We start from the raw sequence: 20,304 nt of genomic DNA, 5'->3' as shown, positions 1-20,304 counted from the left end.
ACGGCGCCCGTGTCGTCGGGCATTCTCCCTACAGGTCGAGCGGGTCGAGCAGACCGGCGCGCAACGCGAACAGCGTCGCCGTGGACCGCGACGACGCCCCGGTCTTGGTGTAGATCCGCTCGATGTGCGTGCCCGCCGTCTTGCGCGAGATGCCGAGCCGGTCGGCGACCTCCCCGGTCTGCGCGCCGCGCGAGATCAGCACCAGCACCTCCACCTCGCGCGGGGTGAGCCCCGCCGGACCGGTGACGCGCCGCCGTCTCCCGCTGCCCGCGGCGGCGAGCACGGCCTCGACCGCGTCGCCGTCCAGCGCCGCGGCCCGGAGCGCACCGACGGCCTGCTTCTCGCTCAACGCCGCCCGGTGCGCCCGCGGTTCGAGCATCGCCCGGTACGCGCACGCCGCCGCCAGCACACGTCCGGTCAGCGGCACCGCGGCACCGGACACCCCGAGGTGGTAGCCACTGCCGTCCATGCGCTCGTGCGCCATCGCCGCGATCGCACCGGGCTTGGCCAGCGCCGCCGGACGGGCGAGAACCCTTTCCGTGTAATAGGAACTGAGCCGCACCCGTTCCCAGTCGGTGGCCGACAACGGCCCTGGCCGCTCCAGGATCGTGACCGGAACCCCGTGCAACCCGATGTCGTGCAGCAGCCCGGCGCGCCGGGTCGCGATCACGTCGCCCGTCGGCAGCCCCAGCGACCGCGCCGCCGCCCCGGCGAGCTCGGCAACGCCCCGCGAGTGCCCGGCCCGCGACGCGCACCGCAGGTCTGTGAAGTCGGCCAGCGCCTCCAGCGCCGAGTCGAGCTCGCCCTCCGTGAGCGGCCGCAGCCGCGGGAGGCCTATCTCGTTGCCCCCGTCCCCGTCGGACAACACTTCTTCGGCGTGCGCGACGAACGCGTCGACCACGTCAGGCGCGAACTGCCCACCCCGCCGCTCCTCGGCCACGCCGACCGCGTCCTCGATCCCCGCGTTGCGGTACCGGACCTCGACGACGTCGGCGAGGTGCACCAGCCGGACAGCCGGCGCGATGTCCGTGCCGCTGACCCCCTGCGGCACCCCGCGCCCGTCCCAGCGGGTGAAGAACTGCCGCAACGCCGTCACCACGTCGGGCCCCAGCCCGAGCCGCTCCGCCAGCGTGGACGTCGTGACGCAGTGCGACTGCATCCCTTGCACGACGTGCTGTCCGCCGCTGCCCACGATCGTCGCCGCCACCCGCACCCGGTGCCACAGGGGCCCACCCCGCCCGGCCCGCCGCAGGAAGAACCCGGCCCCGGCCGCCCCCGCCAGATCGGTCGCGTAGCTGTCCGCCCGGAACGCGATGTCGTCCCCGAACGACGCGGCCACCTCGGGCGAGTCCGCGATGCACCCGACCCACGCGAGCATCGAGACGTAGAACAACTCCCGCCGCTGGTCCTCCGGCACACCCATGCGCTCCGCGAGCCGCTCGGCGATCCGCCACGACCGCAGCACGTGCTCCATCGGCTGGCCCAGCCCCAGGTCGGTGGCCAGCGAGAACGCGGCCAGCAGCTCGGCCAGGTCGATGCCGGCGTCGCGGTCCGCTGCGTCCATCGGCGAAGGGTAGCTCCGCGGCACGGCTCAGCCCGTGACGAAGCGGTAGACGCCGCGGCCGACGCGTTCGAAGTCGTCGTAGGTGGTGGCGGCGTGGTCGGGGGCGTTGCGGCACAGGTGCGAGGTGACCATGGTGCGGATGGTCTGCTCCTTGTACCGGGTGTCCCGGCGCGCCATCTCGGTGAGCACCTCGGCGAGGGTGAACGTCGTCGCGCCGGACCTGGTGAGCACCGCCCTCGCGGCATCGAGGATCTCCTGGCGGGCGCCATTCCTGGGCATTCGCGGGCTGGGCGTCCGCGGGCTGGGCGTCCGCGGGCTGGGCGTCCGCACGGGCTCGGGAGTGTGCGTGAGTGGATCGACGAGGTAGACGTCCAGGCGCAGCTCGTCGTCGATGGGGATGACGGCGAGACGTGACGCCGTGACGTGGTGCCGCGCCAGGTCCGTGCCGATGCTCTGCAGTGCCGTGGCAGGCAGTCCGGCGATGGCGGCAGGGGCGAGCGTGACCGTGTCGGTGTCGAGGCGCAGTCCGTGGCGCCGAGCCGTGCCGGCCGCGTACCTGCGCAGGACGTCGTTCTCGACGTAGACGAAGATCCGGTCGACCTCGCCGGAGCAGGCGGCCAGCCGGTAGAAGTCCTTGAGGAGGTTGCCGAGCACCATCGTGCGCGGCGCGTTCGTGGCGTGCGGCTCCCGCGGGAACTTCAGCTCGATCAACGCCGCCGGCTCGGGCCACCCGACCGCCAGATCGACCCGCGCACCCTTCAACGCCGGATGCGGTGCCTCGAACCGCGCCTCTGCCGCGTCGACTCCGGCCGCCACCAGGGCTTTGGCGGTGGCGAACCGCACGACGTCCTCGGTGAGCACGCGGCGGAGCCCGGTCTCCAGGTGGCCGCGCAGCTCGGCGGCCACCGACGCCCACACCGCTCCGGACAGCCACGGGGATGCCTTCGTCACGCGGTTTATGTCGCCGGTGCCCGGCAGATCATTAGCCCACGTCACCAGTCCTCGTCGTCCGGCAGCGGCGTCCCGAACCACAACCGGACCCGATACCGCTCGAACCCACCGGGCTGAGCGTCCACGAGTTCCTGCTTCCGGCCGGCCAAGTCCTCGTGCCCCAGCACGTCCTGGCGCGCGGCCAACGCCCGCTCCCGTCCCTGGTGGACGACGTCAACGCCGTAAGCCCCCGGCCCTGCCGGCAGTGGCACGTCGAGCACGTCCCCGGTGGGGGAGCCGACCACGGCCAGTCCGCTCGGACACTCGAGCTGAAACTCCTGCGGCACCGACCACTCCGGCTCGTCGTCGCCGTCCTCCGGGCGCGCCGACCACGTCTGCAGCCGCACGGCGACCGGCAGCAGGTCCTGAGCGCAGCTGATGACCAGCTCGTACCCGGTCGAGGCCACCACGGCCGCCGCGGCTCGCGCGAGAGCCTCGTCCAGGCCCGCTCCGGCGTCGTTCTCCTGGTCCCGCACGGTCACGAGCCGGTAGCCCGGCACGGTCACCAGCTCGTGCCGGGCGAGCAACTCCGGACACGCCACCTCAGCCGGCCCACCGCTTCGTCACCACAGCGCTCATCACCAGGTCGAACAACCGCTCCGCCCGACCCTCCAACCCGGGTTGGTCGCGCAACCACACGAGCGACGACACCAGAGCGAACAAATCCGCGCCGTCCAGGTCGGTGCGAGCCTCGCCAGCCTCCTGCGCACGGGTCAGCAACCGCGCGCCGGACCCGCGCATCGCCACGCACGAGGTGTGCAGGGCCGAGTCCGGGTCCTCGATCGCCTGCATCATCGAGCCCACCACGCCGCGGTAGTTCGTGCAGAGCGCGATGAAGTCACGCAGCCACAGCACCAGGGCCTCGTCAGGTGGGCTGGTGGCCTCGACCTGCGCGGCACGGTCGGTCAGCTCGTCGAAGCCGGTGCGGAGCAGGGCTTCGAGCAGCGACTCGCGGGTGGGGAAGTGGCGTTGCAGGGTGGCCAGGCCGACGCCGGCCTTGCGGGCGATGTCGCGCATCGACGCGTCGGTGCCGTGCTCGGTGATGACGGTGCCGGCGACGGCCAGCAGGCGGTCGTGGTTGGCCTTCGCGTCCGCCCTCATCTGCGCTCCTTGCGTAACGGGTCACTGACTCATATATTCGGGTCAGTGACCCGGATAAGCGGGTCTGTGACTCGGTTAGAGCTTACCCGCTGGTGAACTGGAGAACGTTGTGCCTGCAGAGACCATGAACGCCATCCGCCTGCACGAGCAGGGCGGGCCCGAGGTGCTGCGGTACGAGGTGGCGCCCAAGCCCGTGCCGGGGACCGGTCAGCTGCTGGTCCGGGTGCGCGCGGTCGGCGTCAACCCGCCCGACTGGTACGCGCGGGAGGGGATGCCCGACCTGCCGGAGGAGCTGAAGCCGCCGGTCGCGCTGCCGCTGATCCCCGGCACGGACGTGTCGGGCGTCGTCGAGGAGGTCGGGGCCGGAGCCGAGGGCTTCGCCGTCGGCGACGAGGTGTTCGGGATGCTGAACTTCCCGAACACCTTGCAGGGCAGCGCCTACGCCGAGTACGTCACCGCGTCGGCCACCGACTTCGCGCACAAGCCGGCCGGTGTCAGCCACGAACACGCCGCCGCGGTGGCGATGTCGGGCCTCACGGCGTGGCAGTTCCTCATCGACCTCGGTCACGACGTCCCCTCGCCGTTCCAGGCGGTGCAGCACCGGCCGATGCCGTTCGGCGCCGGGAGCACGGTCGTGGTCAACGGTGCCGCCGGTGGCGTCGGGCACCTCGCGCTCCAGCTGGCCAAGTGGAAGGGCGCGCGGGTAATCGCTGTCGCGTCGGGTGCGCACGAGGAGTTCCTGCGGGACCTCGGCGCCGACGAGGTCGTCGACTACACCCGGCAGAACCCCGAGGACGTCGTCCGCGACGCCGACCTGGTGCTCGACTGCGTCGGCGGGCCCAGGAGCAGGCGGTTCCTCCAGGCGATCAAGCGAGGCGGTGCGCTCTACCCGGTGTACTTCGGCGAGTTCGACGACGAGGAGAACGCCCGGCTCGGCATCACGGTGACCTCCGCGCAGGTCCGGTCGAGCGGCGCCCAACTGGCCGGGATCGGCCGCCTGCTCGACGACGGCACGCTCCGCGTCGCGATCGACAGCACCTTCGCGCTGGCGGACGCTCGGTCAGCGCACGAGCGAGCCGCGCGCGGACACCTGCGGGGCAAGATCGTGCTGACCGTGGCGTGAGTCCGGGCCGGCTCACGAAGTAGCGGGCACGACCAGCGCGGTGGCCTCCGCCAGCGCCTGCACGTTGCGGCGCACCAGCTCGCGCAGACCCGCGGGCGTGGGCGCCGCGGCGAGGAGCCACTCCGCGCGCGCCAGGCGCCACCCCGACACCGCGGCCTCCAGCGCCAGGTCGAGGACGTGGTCCGGGGTGTGTTCCAGGCGGGGGCGGAGGTGCGCGCGGAACTGGCCCGCGGTCCGCGCGCACAGCTCGAGCCCCACCGCCTCGACGTGGGGGACCGAGTCGTGCAGCCGGGCGGCGAGGACGAACCGGCGGTGCCAGTCGTCGTCGTAGTGCGTGGTCGCCTCCGCGAGGGCTTCGCCGACGAGCTCGATGGCCGGGGCGGCGCGGGTGGAGCGGTCGAACAGGTCGATGGCCGTGGCGAACAGGTCGTCGTCCAGCGCGATGACGGCGTTCTCCTTGGCGGGGAAGAAGCGGAAGAAGGTGCGGCGCGAGACGTCCGCCCGTTCGGCGATGGCGTCGACGGTCGTGGCGTCGAAGCCGTTCTCCGTGCACAGGTCGAGGGTGGCGGCCACGATCGCGCCCCGCCGTTCCAGCTTCTTGCGCTCCCGCAGGCCCACCGCTTCCACGTCCGCACCCTAGCAAGAGTGGCATCCCGTGTCATATGGCACGTTGTGTCAGATGGCGCAGTGTGCCACTTTAGCGGCATGAGAGCGATCGTGGTGGAGGACAACGCGCCCGGCCGGATCCGGCTCGCGGACGTCGCCGAACCGGTTCCCGCGCCGAACGAGGCGCTGGTCCGCGTGAGCGCGGCATCGGTGAACCCCGGCGACCTGGGCGAGATCGACAACGCCCCGGCCGGCCTGGTGGTCGGCTGGGAGGCGGCCGGCGTGGTGGAACGGGAGGCCGCCGACGGCAGCGGTCCCGCGCGCGGCACGAGGGTGACCACCTTCTCCGCGGCCGGCGGCTGGGCGGAGCTGCGGGCCGTGCCCGCCGAGTGGCTGGCGCCCGTCCCCGACGAGGTCGGCTTCACCGACGCGGCCACCCTGCCGATCGCGGCGGGGTCGGCGTTGCGGGCGGTGCGCGAGATCGGACCGGTTCTCGGCCGGCGGGTGCTCGTGACCGGCGCGACCGGGGCGGTGGGCGCCTTCGCCGTGCAGCTCGGCGCTCTGGCGGGAGCCGAGGTCGTGGCGGTCACGCGGGACCCCGGCCAGGTCGACCGGCTCCGCCAGCTGGGGGCGAGCGAGGTCGTCGACCGCCCGTCGGCGGCGACGTCCCGAGTGGACGGTGTGATCGACAACGTGGGCGGCGACGCGCTCGTCGAGGCCTTCGGCATGTTGCGCGACAACGGTGTGCTGGTGAGCGTCGGCCGGGCGGCCCGCGCCGACGCGGTCCTGCGGCCGGACGACCTGCTGAGCCAGTGGGACCGGACGCGGCGCGACATCCGCACGTTCCTGCTCCTGCACGAGGATCGGCGCCTCGACCGCGACCTGGGTGTGCTGGCGCGCTGGGTCGCCGACGGCAGGCTCCGCACCCGGGTGGACCGGGTCGAGGACCTGGAGAGCGGCGTGGAGGTGATCGCCGGTCGCGAGTGGACCGGCAAGCTCGTGCTGCGCGTCTCCTAGGACGAGGTCACCGCAGGACGCCCGCCAGCACGGCGGTCACGACCTTCCGCACCGCCTCGGGTGCCTCGGGGCTGCCCTTGCGCTCGGTGAACTGGAGGTGCGCCGCGCCGATCAGGGTGGGGGCGAGCGTGTCCACGTCGGCGTCGGGCGCGATCCGGCCGAGGTCGCGCTCGGCCTGCAGGTAGTCCGCGACCAGGGCGGTGACCTCGCCGACGAGCGGCAGCCGGGCGGTGCCCGCCTCGCGCAGCCGCCTGCGCAGCTCGTCGCGCGCGATCACGAGGACCACGAGCGCGATCGCGACCGGGTCGAAGCCGCCGACCAGGGCGCCGGTCAGGTTGTCCGCGACGGTGCCCGACCCGGCGGCGTCCCGCAGCGGGCTCGTCCTGATCCCGGCGATGCGGTCGAGCACGAGCTCGGTGAGGAAGCCGTCGAAGTCGGTGAAGTACCGGTGCAGGACGCCCTTGGCGACCCCGGCCTCGGTGGTGACGGCCCTGCTGGTCAGCTCGCTGGCCCCGTCCCGCACCAGAACCCGCCCGGCGGCCTCGAAGAGCTGCTGCCGCGGGTCCCGCAGCGCCACGCCGGTCGGCACAGTGCTTTCTCCCATCGCTGTGAGCGAACACGGCTGCCTCTAGTGGGCAGCTGCCCACTAGAGTGGGCGCATGGTCACTATAACGCCGCCACCTGCACAGGAACCGCACCGGCACCGTCGCGTGGCGGAGTCGTTCGGGGTCGACCCCGCCCGGTACGACCGGACGCGGGCCGGCTACCCGGAGGCCGTGGTCGAGCGGATCGTCGCCGCAGCGCCCGGCGCCGAGTTCCTCGACGTCGGCTGCGGGACCGGCATCGAGGCCCGCCAGTTCCGCGCGGCCGGCTGCACGGTGCTCGGCGTCGAACCGGACGAGCGGATGGCCGGTTTCGCGCGCGGCGGGGGACTGGTGGTCGAGGTCGCGACGTTCGAGGACTGGAACCCGGCGGGCCGCACCTTCGACGCGGTCGTCTCCGGCACGGCCTGGCACTGGGTCGACCCCGTCGCGGGCGCGGCCCAGGCGGCACGGGTGCTGCGGCCCGGAGGCGTGCTGGCGCCGTTCGGGCACGTCTACCAGCTCCCGCCCGCCGTGGCGGACGCCCTCGCCACGGCCTACCGGCGCGCGGCTCCCGACTCGCCGCTGTTCGCCGCCACCCAGTCGGAGGTGTCCGTGCTGGACGCCTACGGCGGCCTGTACGAGCGGGCGGCGGACGGCATCCGCGAGGCGGGCGGGTTCGACGAGCCCGAACTGTGGCGCCACGACTGGGAACGCACCTACCGCCGCGACGACCTGCTGGACCTCGTGCCCACGTCAGGAGGCCTCACGATGCTGCCGCCCGACGCGCTGGCGGAGGTGCTGGCCGAGGTCGGCGCGGCGGTCGACGAGCTGGGCGGGACCGTCACGCTGCCGTACGCCACCTGGGGTCTGACCGCGACCCGGCGCGGAGCGGACGCCTAAGCTGCCTGACCGTGGGAGTGACGACGGTTTCCGCCGCAGTGATGTCCGCACCCGGCGAACGGGTCGAGGTGCGCTCGTTCGAACGGCCGCGGCTCGAACCGGGCGCCGTGCTGCTCAAGACCCTGGGCAGCGAGGTGTGCGGCACCGACACGCACCTGGCCAAGGGACAGCTGGCCGGGGTGCCGTACCCGATCATCCCCGGCCACGTCAGCGTCGGCGTCGTCGACGTGATCGGCCCCGGCGGCCCCGTGCTCGACGTGGACGGCGCCCCGCTCGCCGCGGGCCAGGTCGTGACGTTCCTGGACGTCTACGGCAACTGCGGCCGGTGCTGGTTCTGCACGGTCGGCCAGGCGACCACGCGCTGCCCGTCGCGCAAGGTCTACGGCGTCACGCTGTCCGCCGACGACGGCCTGCTCGGCGGGTGGTCCGAGTACGTCCACCTCCGTCCCGGCGTCCACGTCATCCCCCTCCCGCAGGAGCTGGAGTGGCGGGCGTTCCTGGCCGCCGGGTGCGGCATGCCGACCGCGCTGCACGCCACGACGCTCGCCGAGGTCGGCTTCGGTGACACCGTCCTGGTGCAGGGCGCGGGACCCGTCGGCCTGTCCGCCGCGGTGCTCGCGCAGCTCCGCGGCGCCGGCCAGGTGATCGTGGTCGGCGGACCCGAGGTCCGCCTGGCCGCCGCGAGGCACTTCGGCGCGGACGTCGTCATCGACATCGCCACCACCACGGAGGAAGAACGGCTCGCGACCGTTCTGGACCTCACCGGCGGCCGCGGCGCGGACGTCACCATCGAGGCCACCGGCGCCCCGGCGGCCGTCCCGGAGGGCATGCGCCTCACCAGGGACGCGGGCAGGTACGTGGTCGTCGGCCAGTACACCAACGCGGGCGACGCCACCTTCAACCCGCACCTCGACCTCAACCAGAAGCACCTCGAGGTCCGCGGGTGCTGGGGGAGCGACGTCGGGCACGTCTACCGGTCGGTCAAGGTGATGGCCAAGTACGCGGGGCAGTTCCCGTGGACCGACCTCATCAGCGGTGAGTACGACCTCGCCCACGCCCAGGACGCGCTGGACGACGTCGCGGCGCAACGGGTCGTGAAGGCGCTCATCGTTCCCTGAGCCGCCGGACGGCGGGCCGGGAGAGTCACCCGGCCCGCCGCCGCGTCAGCTCGCGGCGTTCATCAGGTCCACCGCACTGTGCTGCCGCGCCCCGTCACTGCGCTGGAACGGCCCCGCCCACGGCTGGTCGTACGAGTCCGCGCCGGACCGGTCCCGCGCGTAGGCGGTGTCGGCCTGCCGGCGCAGGTACGACGTGTACGGGTGGTCCGCCAGCTGCCTGTTCAACGCCGCCAGGCCCCGGACGTAGATGCCCTTGAACGACGGGACGTCGCCGCCACCGCCGTCGTCGAACAGGATGCCGCCGGGGTTGAGGAAGCCGCTGCCGGTCGAGGCGTCGGCGAGGCTGCGGGCCTTGGTGAGCAGGCTCGCGTCCCCGGTCGCCCGGTACAGCTCGGTCAGCGCCGCCAGCGGGACGCCCTGGTTGTAGCTCCACGGCGTCTGGTTGTTGTTGGCACAGGTCGAGGTCGTCAGCCCGTCGTTGACCAGACCGGAGCTGTTGATCATCTTGCTGTTCAGGAACCAGGTCCAGCCGGTGCGCGCGCGTTGCAGGTAGACGGTGTCGCCCGCGATCCTGTTGTGCAGCGCGGCGTTCAGCTGGACGTACAGCGAGTTCGCGATCGCGTTCTTGTAGCCCTTGCTGGAGCTCCACCAGATCCCGCCGCCGCAGACCGAGTCCCAGAACCTGTGGATGTGGTCGGCGCCCGCGCGGGCGGTGGTGAGGTACCGGCTGTCCCCGGTCAGGTCGTAGGCGGCCAGCCACGCGAGACCCCACCAGGCGACGTCGTCGTTGTAGTCGTTGATGAAGTTGCCCTGCCACGCCCGGATGTTGAGGTCGTAGGTGCGGGCGATGGCGTAGCGGTAGCTGCTCATGCCGGTCACCCGGATGTTGTCGATGACCGCGGTGAGCGCGTTCGCCGAGTTCCACCAGCCCGTCGTGTCGAACAGGCCGGTGCCGAGGTTGTAGCGCTCCATCAACGCCGTCGCCGCGGCCGTGCGGCGCTCACCGGCGTTCCACGTCGTGCGGTACCAGGCGGTGCACGCGATCGTGGACGACCCCGCCGGACGGCCGCAGGCCCGCAGCAGGCCGACGCCGAGCCCGGCCCAGTCGTCCACGTTGAACATCATCGTGCGCCACTCGCCGAAGCCCGCCGGGGCGGCGGTGTTGCCGAGCCGGGAGCCGGAGCCCCAGGTGACGCCGGCGTCGAACGAGCGGTCCAGCCACACCTCGTCGCCCTGCTGGGCCGCGGAGACCACGGCCCAGCCCATCGCGTCGGTGTCGTCGAACCGCAACGAGATCTGCCGTCCGCCGACGCCGACCGTCTGGGCCAGGCGGTTCGCGGGCGCGAGCGCGGGGTCGCGCGCGTCGCAGTACCGGTTGCAGATCACGGCCGCCGCGGCCGGTGGGGCGTTGCCGGTCGACGGCGGGTTCGTGGCAGGCGGCGTGGCGCTCGGACGGTGGCCGGAACGCCGGGACGACAGCGGCAGGGCGGGATCGCGGTCGTCGCAGTAGTAGTCGCAGGGGGCTGCCGGGCGGGCCGAAACCGACGGGCTCGCGTTGGATTCCGGCGGAACGGCGAGGACGGCGGCAGACATCACCAGGGACGCGAGAAGCGCAGCTCTCAGCACAGGACCTCCCGATGCAGGGTGGGCGGCCGGACCAGTCGTGAGAGCGCTCTCAGATTTCAGGCTAGGGAGCGGGAGTTTCCGGCGTCAACGCCCTGGACTGGCCAGATTTTTGTCAGAAACCCCCTGACTCCGGCCGAACCCGGTGCAGCGCAGACGCAGAAGTCCAACACGGACAAACGTTGGTTCTGTTGGCTGTTTCGATCAAGGAAGCGTGTTTGTGGTGTTTTGTGACACATTGTTTTCGGTTACGATCGAGTTCTCCACCAAACCGGGTGCGTACCGGCGGCACTTCGAGTCGAAGGTGTACATCGCCGCGGGCAACGCCGAGACCGGCTTCGACCGGCCGCAGACGCTCACGGCGGACAGCAGCTGGACCCTCGCGGCGCCTTGGGCGCCTTGGCAAACCGGCCGGGGGTCACCCCGGCCCCTTCCCCCGCACTGTCTCCTTCGGACGATCGGGAGCCCGGCATGTGGCGACGACGCGCGACGATCCTGACGACAGTTCTCCTGACCGGCCTGGGGGTGCTCGCGGCCGGGGGAGGGGCGGCCGCCGCCGAGAGCAACGGCGGCACGCGGATCCTGCCGCTCGGTGACTCGATCACCGACGGCTTCAACGTTCCCGGCGGCTACCGGATCACCCTGTGGCGTTCCCTGGCGAACGCGGGCCACCTCGCCGACTTCGCGGGCACCGGGTCCAACGGTCCCGCCGACCTGCCCGACCACGACCACGAGGGCCACAGCGGGTGGCGCATCGACCAGATCGACGCCATCGCCACCGGCGTCGTCCGCGACACCGCCCCGCGGACGGTGCTGCTGCACATCGGCACCAACGACGTCGTGCAGGACCACGACCTGCCCGGCGCACCGGCGCGGCTGAGCGCCCTGGTCGACCGCGTCCTGGCCGCGGCACCGAACGCCGACGTGTTCGTCTCGTCGATCATCCCGCTGTCCGACCCCGTCCGGGAGTCGAGGGCCGCCGCCTACAACGCCACCATCCCGGACATGGTGCGCGGCAAGGGACCGCGGGTCCACTTCGTCGACATGCACGCCGCCCTCACCACCGCCGACCTCGCCGACGGCGTGCACCCGACCCGCGGCGGCTACGACAAGATGGCCGCGCGCTGGGCCGGCGCGCTCGCCGCCGTGCCGGGAGCGGCGGGCGACGACGGCGCGCCCGTCACCCTGCCCGTCGGCCCGCGTTCGTTGCGCGTCACCACACCCGGCTACACGGACCGGTACGCACGGCACCGCAACTCCCTGGGCTACACCGAACACGTCGACGCGGCCAGTTCCGCCCTGCTCAAGTCCGACGCGACGTGGCGGGTCGTGCCCGGACTCGCCGGCGGCTGCCAGAGCCTGGAGTCGCGCAACTTCCCCGGTCACCACCTGCGGCACCAGAACGGCCGCGTGAAGATCAGCACCGACGACGGCACCGCCCTGACCCGCGGCGACGCCACGTGGTGCGCCCGCTCCGCACCGACCGGCGTGCGGCTGAGCTCGTGGAACTTCCCCGGCTCGTACCTGCGGCACGTCAACGGCGAGCTGTGGCTGGCGACGCCCGGCGGGCCGAACCCGCAGGACACCGCCGCCAGTCTCGTGCCCGACCTCGCGTGGTCGGCCGACGCGCCCTGGGCTCCCTGAGCGCGCCGGAACACCGGACTACTTCTGCGGCAGCACGATCGCCGAAGGGTGCTCGGCGTCGTGGAGCACCTCCACCCCGATCGGCCGGAGGTCGGCCGACGTGTGCACCGGGCCGCCGTCCCCGAGGTTGCGGGCGAAGCGCGGGAACGCCCCGCCCGACACCTGCACCCGGAGGCGGTGGCCGCGCCGGAACACGTGCGCGGTCGGGGACAGGTCGACGGTCACCTTCGTGACGCCGTCCGGCCGCACCCTCACCAGGTCGTCGCAGATGTTCACCGACCTGCCGCGGCCGTCGACGTCGCACAGCCGGACGAACAGGTCGCACGACGGGCGGTCCGCGCGCAGCCACACCTCGGCCGTGACCTCGCCGACCACCTCCACGTCGGCGTCCAGCACCTCCGAGGTGAACACCAGGACGTCCGCCCGCGCCTCCAGCTCCCGGTTGTCGACCGGTCCGGCGCCGCGGCTCTCCAGCTTCGGCCCGCCCACCGACGGCGTCGGGTCCGCCGGGTCGTAGGTGAACGCCGACGGAGGCGCCGCGGGACCGGGCTCGTCGCGGAGCGCGCCACCGGGCGCGAGGTACCGGCGCCGCGGGGTGTAACCGGTGGGCGGCCACTCGTCGAAGTCACGCCATTCGCCCACACCCATCACGAAGAGGCGCACCGGCGGCTTGCGCGGCGGCTCGGTGCCGCGGGCGTGGGCGGCGGCCCAGCCGATCGTGTCGCCGAGCACCGCGGCCATCCCGCCGAGGTGGGCGTGCCACCACGGTCCGACGGTCAGGTGCGCGTCGCGGCCGGCCGCCCTGAGCACCCGGAAGTCGCGCAGCTGGTCGGCCAGGAAGATGTCGTACCAGCCCGCGATGGAGCTGACCGGCACGGTCACGTCGCCGACGGCGGGGGAGTGGTCCTCGTTCTCCCAGTACGGGTCGTCCTGGTCGTGGTGCAGACATTCCTGGTAGAAGGGCCAGGTGCGGCCGAGCGCCGCGGTGTCGGCGTCGACGAGCGGCAGCGTGCGCATGGCCGCCTCGACGCGCTTGCGGCCGATGCCGAGCAGCGTGCGCCAGAGGTTCCCCGGCCGTTCCTGCGTCGCGGTGCTGACCGACCAGCCGAGCAGCGTCTCCAGCTCGATGCGGTCCGGCCGCAGGAACGCCAGCGCGAGCCGCGCCGACGTCACGTGCGGCACCATCGCCTTCACCTGGACGGGAGCCTCCGCGGCGACGGCCCACTGGGTGTAGCCGAGGTAGCTGCTCCCGGTCAGCACCACGTCGCCCGCCCACGGCCGGTCGGCGAGCCACCTCAAGGTCGACAGCCCGTCCTCGCGTTCGTGCCGCATGGCGCGGAAGTCGCCGTCGGAGCCGAACGTGCCGCGGCAGCTGACGGTCAGCACGTGCAGGCCCCGCTCGGCGAGCGCCCGCCCGTACAGCCAGTCCAGCGGTCCCGACCGGCCGTACGGCGTGCGCACGACGGCGGTGGGAGCACCGGTTCCGCGGGCGGGTGCCCAGTGGTTCGCCAGCAACGTCCTGCCGTCGTGGGTGGGGATCCGCAGGTCCCGTTCGACGGTGACGTCGCGGTCGGTGGCGGGAGGGAGCTTCAGCAGCCGTTGCGCGAGCAGGCCGGCCGCCTTGCCCGCGAGGTCGAAACGAGGTCGTGTGCCCACGGTGATCTTTCCTATCAGGACGGTGGCCGGACGGCGAGCGGTGGGCGCTCGTGCGAGTGGCCGGATGGACGGTCCGAGCCGCTGTTCGCCGTCATCGGCGCTGCGCTGATCGACGCACGGTGTAGCGGGGCGGTCATCTCGCGCGAGTCACCTTCGGGGGAGCAGTCCCCGTGGACACGATCGCGAGGAGACACGCATGTCCTGGAACGTCCCGCAGGCCCGGCTCAGACCGTTGCGGCACAAGGTGGTGGTGGCCGCCGCGGCGGTGCTGCTGTCGTTCTCCGGCACGGCCCACGCGGCGGACCCGCTGCCGCAGTCCCACCTCTACACGCCGTCGAACGGCGGGCACGTGGAGGTCGGGGAGTCGGTGGTGGTCTCGGGCGGCGGCTACGACGGCTACCGCCCCGACACGTTGCAGGACTACCAGGTGTCCGTGGACGGCGGCAGCACGTGGAGCTCCGGCTACCGCACCGCCACCGCGCCGCTCGGCGGCGAGACCGGTGTCGTGCAGGCCCTGTGGTCGTACGTGTTCACGCCGCAGGAGGCGGGCGTCTACACGATCGTCAGCCGGGTCAACACCGACACCCGGTTCGGTCAGGTCTCCGCGCCCAGGACGCTCTACGTCGGCGTGCCCGCGCCCGCTCCTGGTGTCTGCTACCAGTGCAGCTTCTACACCTACAGCCCTTCCTACGACGAGGCCGAGGGGCTGCGGGTGGAGCTCGGGCTGCGGTTCCGGGTCGACCTGCCGGGGTCGGTGACCAGGATCGTCACGTCGTGGAACTCCAACGAGGCCAGCCGGGTGCGGCTGTGGACCGGTGACGGCACCCTGCTGGCCGACCAGTACGTCTACGGTGCCTACGCGGCGCCGTTCGCGACGCCCGTGCCGGTGGTGCCGGGGCAGGAGTACGTCGCGTCGTTCACCTCGCACCGCGGCCACTACCGGATCACCGAGAACCTGTTCCCCGCCGCGGTGGTGCAGGCGCCGTTCGTGCTGCCCGCGCACGCCGGCGTCTACAGCTACGACGACGGGTTCCCCAGCCAGTCGTGGAACGACAGCCACTACTGGGTGTCGCCGGAGCTCCAGTCCTGACCGGCCCGGCGGACGTGGCCGAGCCGCCACGTCCGCCGTCTCCCGGCTACACGCAGGGGTCGAGCTGGCTGGGGTCCGGCTTGTGGTCGCCCACCGGCACGTCGGGCAGGTTCTGCTTGAACAGCGTGTACCAGGTGCCGTCCGAGATGAACTTGACGATCTTCGCGCGCACGGCCTCGCACTTGGCCCGGCTGCCCTTGGGCAGGCCGATGCCGTAGCGCTCCTCCTGGCCGAACACGATGTCCGGCGGGACGTGGACCTCCTTGTCGAGGTGCTGGATCCCGTAGAGGATCAGCTGGTCGGTCGAGAGGGCGTCGACCTTCCCCTCGCGCAGCAGCGTCCTGCACTCCTCGTAGGTGCTGACCTGGCGGATCGTCACCTGCACGCCGAGGTCGGCCGTCACCTGCTTCTCGGAGGTCGAGCCGGTGGTGACGCAGACGCTCTTCCCCAGCAGGTCCGCCGCCTTGTGGTAGCTGTCCCTGTCCTCGGACCGGACCATCACGCCCTGGTGGCTCACCATGTACGGGCCCGCGAAGTCGACCTTCTCGCGGCGCGGGTCGGTGATGGAGTAGGTCGCCACCACCAGGTTCACCAGGCCGTTCTGGAGCTGGCTCTCGCGGTTGCTCGCGAGGACGTCGACCGGCACCGAGGTGAACCCGAGCTGGTCGCCCAGCCAGTTCGCGAGGTCGAAGTCGAAACCGGTGTTGTAGCCCGCCTGATCCTTGAAACCCCAGCCGGGCGAGCTGGACGCCTGCCCCACGTAGGTGGTCTTTCCGAACAACGGCGGGGCGGGGGTGGAACAACCGGCGAGCAAAGCCGCGGCCACCAGCGCGGAAATCCGGAAGCGCGTCCTAGTCATGCAGCACCGCCTTGTCGATCCTCAAGCGCACCTCGCAGCGGGAATTCGCCGGGGAGTAGTGGAGGACCAGCTTGACCTCCGCTTTGCGCACCGCATCCGCCAGCGGGACGTCGGCGGCTTCGCCGGAACGCTTCTGCACCGGCGGTTGTTCCTTTCCGTCGACCACCGGAACGAACTCGACCTTGGCCGTGTGCACGCAGTCGCCCGTTTTCCTGGCATTGGTCAGCGACACGGTCAGGCTCACCCTCCGGCGCGCCGGCGGGGTGCCGGGAACGGTCAGCACCTGCTCGCTCCCGTCCGTCCACGTCTTGCCGGAGTCGTCGATCGCAGCCGTGAAGTCGATGTCCTTCATCTGCTGCCAGGCCGCGTAGGCGAGCCCGCCCGCGCCGAGCAGGGCGACCACGACGGCCGCGACGACGCTGTACCGGCGCCACGGCACACCTCGCGCCGAAATGGACGGGACGGAAGGCAGCACGTACAGCAGAACGGAAAGCGGCAACGCCACCGCGCTGGCAATCTGCCCGGCCTCGTCGAGCTCCAGGAAAACGACCGGGAACAACGACGCCGCGAGCAGCACGAAAGACAGCGCCGGACGCCATGCGGGTCTTTCCGGCGGTGGATCGGTCATCGGGTCACGCACTCTTCCCACTGGTTCCGCAGATGCGACGAACCTTTGTCGATCGGCGCCACCGGGCCGTTACCGAATGACAATCGAAGGGGAATGAGGTGGTCGATAATCCGCGATCCGGCCGAAACTCCCGGACTGCCGGGATCAGGCCTTTCCGGTGTTCTTCAGGCGTGCGAGCGCCTTCTCCGCCAGACCGGCCTCGATGCGCCGCAACGAGGCGATCATCGCGTCGGCCTCCTGCTCGCCGGACAGGACGCCGTCGAGCAGGTCGCTCCACACGTCGTTCAGCCGCCGCAGGTTCTCCTGGGCGCGGGCGGTCGGGTAGAGGCGGACGCGGCGGGCGTCCTCCCGGTCGGCCTCGCGGTGCACGAGGCCCTTCTGCTCCAGGCCCCGCAGCGCGCGGCTGAAGTTGCTGGAGATCTGCTGCGTGGCTTCGGCGGCGGCGCGGGCCGAGGTACCGGGGTGCCGGTCGATGTAGCGCATCACGGCGACGTCCAGCGGTGACCAGCGGTCCTCGCGCAGGCCCTCCTTGGCGGCGTGGATCTGGCGTCCGACCGCTGCGATGAGGTCGGCGAGCTCGAACAACCGCGACTTCTGCTCCTCGTCCACGTGCCCATGGTACTTTTCCTGTCGACTGATAGTTATCACTTGATAGGAGATGCGGTGACCGCGCCGTCTCGCAGCACCATCCCCGTGCCGCTCCTGCTCGTGCTCGCGCTGCTGGCGAGCGTGGCCCCGTTCGGCATCGACCTCTACCTGCCCGCGTTCCCGCGGATGGCCACCGACCTGGAGACGGGCGACACCGCCGTCCAGCTCACGCTCACGATGTTCCTGCTCGGCCTGGCCGCGGGACAGCTGGTCTTCGGGCCGATCTCGGACCGGTGGGGGCGGCGGGGGCCGTTGCTGGCGGGCTCGGCGGTGTTCGTGGCCGCCAGCGTGCTCGCGGCCGTCGCGCCCACGATCGGCGTCCTGCTGGTCGCGCGCCTGGTCCAGGGGCTGACCGCGGCGGCCGGCATGGTCATCGGCCGCGCGGTGATCGCCGACCTCGCCACCGGACGGGCCGCCGCGCGGGCGTTCAGCCTGATGATGATCGTCAGCGGGGTGGCGCCGGTGGTCGCGCCGCTGCTGGGCAGCCTGATGGTCGACGGGATCGGCTGGCGCGGGGTCCTGTTCGTCCTGGCGGGTCTCGCGGTCGCGATGCTCGCCGGGTCGGCGGTGGTCGTGCGCGAGACCCACCCGCGGGACCGGCGCGGCAGCGCGAAGGCCGGTGGCCTCGGCGCTCTGGGCCGGCGCGCGTACCTCACCGCCACGGCCACGTTCGTCTTCTCGTTCGCCGTGCTGATGGCCTACATCTCGGCGTCGCCCTTCCTCTACCAGGTCGTCATCGGGATGGGACCGGTCAGCTACGGCCTGCTGTTCGCGCTCAACGCACTCGGGCTGATCACCAGCAGCTCGGTCGCCTCCCGGCTGCTGCGCCGCAGCCACCCGCGCCGGGTCCTCACCATCGGCACCGCGTGGCTGCTCGGCGCCGCCGTGGTGCTGCTGGTGCCGGCGCTGCTGCCGATCAGCGCGGCCTGGCTGGTCGTGCCGATCTTCTTCGCGGTCGCCTCGCTCGGCTTCGTCCTCGGCCCGGCCACCGCACTGGCGCTCGACGCCGTGCCGGGAGCCGCCGGCACCGGCTCGGCCGTGCTCGGCGCCGCGCAGTTCGGCCTCGGCGCCGCCGTGTCCCCGCTGGTGAGCGTGGGCAGCGCCCACTCCGCGCTGCCGATGGCGGTCATCATCGCCGTCTTGGCGGCCGTCGCAGCCTGTGCCTCGCGGCTGATCGCCCCGCCCGACGACACCACCGTCCCCGACCGCGCGAGCTCGCTCGCCGGATCCCGCTGAAGGAGAACCGGATGCTGATCGGCATCGAGGAGCACTGGGTCCTGCCGGAGCTGACCGCCGCGCTCACGGCCCTGCCGGACCGCGACGAGAGCCTGGCGTTCAACGACATCGGCGACCACCGGCAGCGCCTGGAGGACCTGGGCGACGGCCGGATCGCGACCATGGACGCCCAGGGCATCGACGTGGCGGTGCTCGCCCAGACCCCTCCGGGCACCCAGGCGTTGCCCGCCGAAGACGCGGTGCGGCTCAGCCGGCTCGCGAACGACGTCGCCGCCGAGGCGGTCTCCCGCCACCCGGCGCGGTTCCGCGCGCTGTCGACGTTGCCGCTGTCCGCCCCGGACCGGGTCGCCGACGAGCTCCGGCGCGCCGCCGACCTCGGCCACGTGGGCACGATGGTCTACGGCAGGTCCGGCGACCTGCTCCTCGACGACCCGGCGTACGACGACTTCCTCGCCACCGCGGCGGCACTGCGCCAGCCGGTGTTCCTGCACCCGCAGCTGCCGTCCGCCGCGCTCCGCGACGCCTCCTACCGCGGCTTCGACCCCATGACCGACCTGGCCCTCGCCACGTTCGGCTGGGGCTGGCACCTCGACGCGGGCCTGGCGGCGTTGCGGCTGGTCCTGCGCGGCACCTTCGACCGGCACCCCGGCCTCCAGGTCGTGCTGGGACATTGGGGCGAGATGCTGTTGTTCTGGACCGACCGCGCGAACAGCCTCGCCCGCGTCGCCGGGCTGGAGCGCTCGGTGTCGGACTACCTCAGGTCGAACTTCCACATCACCACCTCGGGCATGCTCAACCCCGCACTGCTGCGGCACGCCCTGACGGTGACGACACCCGACCGCCTGATCTTCTCCACCGACTACCCGTTCCAGCACCCCGCCGCGGCCGAGATCAAGTCCTTTCTGGACGAGTTCGAGTCGGACGAGGACCGCGAGAAGTTCGCCTCCGGCAACGCGGCGGCGCTGTTCGGGATCTGAGGGTCGAATCAGGTGCGGGTCAGGGGGAAACCCTGATGGCACGGCGCCGCGACGCTGGCAGTCTGGATCTCGTCAAGGGGAAACCGCAGTTCTAGGGGAGTCATGAGCGAATCCAAGACCGAGCCCACCCGCACGACCGTCGACTCGGTGGTCGACGCCGTTCGCGGGCTGGTGAGCGAGGGCATCAACCGTCGGGTCGTCGTGCGCGACAGCAAGGACGACGTGGTGCTGGAGGTGCCGGTGGCTCTCGGAGTGGTGGCCGCGCTGGCCGCTCCGGTGGTCACCACGATCGGCGCCGGCGTCGCGCTGGTGGGCAAGTGCGAGATCAAACTGGAGGACCGCCGCCAGGCCGGTACCGCCCAGCCCGCGACGACCGTCGAGGCCGAGCGGATCTAGCCCGCGGGGGAGTGCGCGGCGCCGTCACCACACCGGTGACGGCGCCGCTCCGTTTTTCCGGGTTGTTCGGTGGCGGCGGAAATGCGTCGACTGTTTCGATAATACTTTAGGATGTGATGCGCATCACGTCTATCGCTGGTAATCGTGCAACTTGTTACCTGTTTCAAGATTGCTCGTCGTGTTCGCTGCCTGTGCCGATGACATGTCTGTCGGCCGACTGACCTGCTCGGCCGAAGAACTTTCGCGTGTCAATTGGCGGAAACGCGGTGTTGTCGGCGGTCCGGACAACGGCGCTACAGTGATTTCGCGGTGCCGCACATCGCAAAATTCCCGGAACACCCACGTCCGGATTCGTGTGTCGACAGCAAGGAGGAACCCTCATGCTTTCCGTGGACACCCAGGAACTGCTCGAGCTCGACGTGCAGGAGCTCGAACTGGCGGACGCGCCGGCGCCGGCACCCGGCCAGGCGATCCCGCCGCGCACGATCACCACCTGCGCGATCTGCTGACCGGCGGGCGGGCCCCGGTCCGCGGCCGCGGGGCC

21 protein-coding genes are annotated in these 20,304 nt (G+C 72.1%); 10 read left to right on the top strand and 11 right to left on the bottom strand.

What is annotated here, in order from left to right; translation table 11 throughout:
* Positions 1–28: 28 nt before the first annotated feature.
* The 4 genes from VF330_RS12940 to VF330_RS12925 are packed head-to-tail and all read right to left on the bottom strand — an operon-like array spanning position 29 to position 3,655.
* Entirely contained in the window at positions 29–1,564 is a 1,536-nt protein-coding gene (locus VF330_RS12940) for an HD domain-containing phosphohydrolase (RefSeq protein WP_330851803.1), read from the bottom strand.
* 27 nt (positions 1,565–1,591) lie between these two features.
* The gene (locus VF330_RS12935; RefSeq protein ID WP_330851802.1) at positions 1,592–2,515 is read right to left on the bottom strand and encodes a DUF7669 domain-containing protein; all 924 of its coding nucleotides are present in this window, start codon (positions 2,513–2,515) and stop codon (positions 1,592–1,594) included.
* A gap of 41 nt (positions 2,516–2,556) precedes the next feature.
* Positions 2,557–3,096, bottom strand: a complete 540-nt coding sequence (locus VF330_RS12930) for a hypothetical protein (RefSeq protein WP_330851801.1) — start codon at positions 3,094–3,096, stop codon at positions 2,557–2,559.
* A 1-nt stretch (position 3,097) separates the two neighbouring features.
* Positions 3,098–3,655: a TetR/AcrR family transcriptional regulator gene (locus VF330_RS12925; RefSeq protein WP_330851800.1), complete on the bottom strand. Its 558-nt coding sequence runs from the start codon at positions 3,653–3,655 to the stop codon at positions 3,098–3,100.
* A 109-nt stretch (positions 3,656–3,764) separates the two neighbouring features.
* Between VF330_RS12925 and VF330_RS12920 the strand changes: the two genes are divergently transcribed.
* Complete coding sequence (locus tag VF330_RS12920; protein ID WP_330851799.1) at positions 3,765–4,778, top strand: NADP-dependent oxidoreductase; 1,014 nt, start codon at positions 3,765–3,767, stop codon at positions 4,776–4,778.
* Between the two features lie 12 nt (positions 4,779–4,790).
* Here VF330_RS12920 and VF330_RS12915 read toward each other — a convergent pair whose 3' ends face one another.
* Positions 4,791–5,405 (bottom strand): TetR/AcrR family transcriptional regulator, encoded by a 615-nt coding sequence (locus VF330_RS12915; protein ID WP_330851798.1) that lies wholly within the window; start codon positions 5,403–5,405, stop codon positions 4,791–4,793.
* 78 nt (positions 5,406–5,483) lie between these two features.
* Between VF330_RS12915 and VF330_RS12910 the strand changes: the two genes are divergently transcribed.
* Positions 5,484–6,401, top strand: a complete 918-nt coding sequence (locus VF330_RS12910; protein ID WP_330851797.1) for a zinc-binding dehydrogenase — start codon at positions 5,484–5,486, stop codon at positions 6,399–6,401.
* Between the two features lie 7 nt (positions 6,402–6,408).
* Here the strand turns inward: VF330_RS12910 and VF330_RS12905 are convergent, their stop codons facing one another.
* Entirely contained in the window at positions 6,409–6,990 is a 582-nt protein-coding gene (locus VF330_RS12905) for a TetR/AcrR family transcriptional regulator (RefSeq protein WP_330851841.1), read from the bottom strand.
* Positions 6,991–7,060: 70 nt separating this feature from the next.
* Here VF330_RS12905 and VF330_RS12900 point away from each other — a divergent pair, with 70 nt between their 5' ends.
* Together VF330_RS12900 and VF330_RS12895 are read left to right on the top strand one after the other, a co-directional pair.
* A complete protein-coding gene (locus tag VF330_RS12900) occupies positions 7,061–7,885 on the top strand; it encodes a class I SAM-dependent methyltransferase (protein ID WP_330851796.1) in 825 nt (274 codons plus the stop codon).
* 11 nt (positions 7,886–7,896) lie between these two features.
* Positions 7,897–9,003 (top strand): zinc-binding dehydrogenase, encoded by a 1,107-nt coding sequence (locus VF330_RS12895; protein ID WP_330851795.1) that lies wholly within the window; start codon positions 7,897–7,899, stop codon positions 9,001–9,003.
* Positions 9,004–9,048: 45 nt separating this feature from the next.
* On the opposite strand, the gene VF330_RS12890 is transcribed toward VF330_RS12895, so the two are convergent.
* On the bottom strand, positions 9,049–10,596 hold the full coding sequence (locus VF330_RS12890) for a glycoside hydrolase family 76 protein (protein WP_330851794.1): 1,548 nt from the start codon (positions 10,594–10,596) through the stop codon (positions 9,049–9,051).
* Positions 10,597–11,097: 501 nt separating this feature from the next.
* On the opposite strand from VF330_RS12890, the gene VF330_RS12885 reads away from it, so the two are divergent.
* The gene (locus VF330_RS12885) at positions 11,098–12,270 is read left to right on the top strand and encodes an AbfB domain-containing protein (protein ID WP_330851793.1); all 1,173 of its coding nucleotides are present in this window, start codon (positions 11,098–11,100) and stop codon (positions 12,268–12,270) included.
* Between the two features lie 18 nt (positions 12,271–12,288).
* Here VF330_RS12885 and VF330_RS12880 read toward each other — a convergent pair whose 3' ends face one another.
* Positions 12,289–13,926: a CocE/NonD family hydrolase gene (locus VF330_RS12880; RefSeq protein ID WP_330851792.1), complete on the bottom strand. Its 1,638-nt coding sequence runs from the start codon at positions 13,924–13,926 to the stop codon at positions 12,289–12,291.
* Between the two features lie 196 nt (positions 13,927–14,122).
* Between VF330_RS12880 and VF330_RS12875 the strand changes: the two genes are divergently transcribed.
* A complete protein-coding gene (locus VF330_RS12875) occupies positions 14,123–15,016 on the top strand; it encodes a DUF4082 domain-containing protein (protein WP_330851791.1) in 894 nt (297 codons plus the stop codon).
* A gap of 46 nt (positions 15,017–15,062) precedes the next feature.
* Here the strand turns inward: VF330_RS12875 and VF330_RS12870 are convergent, their stop codons facing one another.
* The 3 genes from VF330_RS12870 to VF330_RS12860 all read right to left on the bottom strand — a co-directional run bounded on the left by VF330_RS12870 (position 15,063) and on the right by VF330_RS12860 (position 17,112).
* On the bottom strand, positions 15,063–15,875 hold the full coding sequence (locus tag VF330_RS12870) for a transporter substrate-binding domain-containing protein (RefSeq protein ID WP_330851790.1): 813 nt from the start codon (positions 15,873–15,875) through the stop codon (positions 15,063–15,065).
* Complete coding sequence (locus tag VF330_RS12865; protein WP_330851789.1) at positions 15,868–16,503, bottom strand: hypothetical protein; 636 nt, start codon at positions 16,501–16,503, stop codon at positions 15,868–15,870. The genes VF330_RS12870 and VF330_RS12865 overlap by 8 nt, the downstream gene beginning before the upstream one ends.
* A 144-nt stretch (positions 16,504–16,647) precedes the next feature.
* Positions 16,648–17,112, bottom strand: a complete 465-nt coding sequence (locus tag VF330_RS12860; protein WP_330851788.1) for a MarR family winged helix-turn-helix transcriptional regulator — start codon at positions 17,110–17,112, stop codon at positions 16,648–16,650.
* Between the two features lie 54 nt (positions 17,113–17,166).
* On the opposite strand from VF330_RS12860, the gene VF330_RS12855 reads away from it, so the two are divergent.
* The 4 genes from VF330_RS12855 to VF330_RS12840 all read left to right on the top strand — a co-directional run bounded on the left by VF330_RS12855 (position 17,167) and on the right by VF330_RS12840 (position 20,269).
* On the top strand, positions 17,167–18,387 hold the full coding sequence (locus VF330_RS12855; RefSeq protein WP_330851787.1) for a multidrug effflux MFS transporter: 1,221 nt from the start codon (positions 17,167–17,169) through the stop codon (positions 18,385–18,387).
* An 11-nt stretch (positions 18,388–18,398) separates the two neighbouring features.
* Positions 18,399–19,364 (top strand): amidohydrolase family protein, encoded by a 966-nt coding sequence (locus VF330_RS12850; RefSeq protein ID WP_330851786.1) that lies wholly within the window; start codon positions 18,399–18,401, stop codon positions 19,362–19,364.
* Between the two features lie 102 nt (positions 19,365–19,466).
* Entirely contained in the window at positions 19,467–19,760 is a 294-nt protein-coding gene (locus VF330_RS12845; protein ID WP_330851784.1) for a DUF4342 domain-containing protein, read from the top strand.
* Positions 19,761–20,140: 380 nt separating this feature from the next.
* Entirely contained in the window at positions 20,141–20,269 is a 129-nt protein-coding gene (locus VF330_RS12840; protein WP_330851783.1) for a hypothetical protein, read from the top strand.
* The last annotated feature ends 35 nt before the right edge of the window (positions 20,270–20,304 follow it).

The sequence above is a fragment of the Lentzea sp. genome (genome assembly GCF_036380075.1).
Lineage (GTDB): Bacteria > Actinomycetota > Actinomycetes > Mycobacteriales > Pseudonocardiaceae > Lentzea.
The sequence above is the reverse complement of the archived record's forward strand: the minus strand, read 5'-3'. Positions and strand labels throughout refer to the sequence as shown.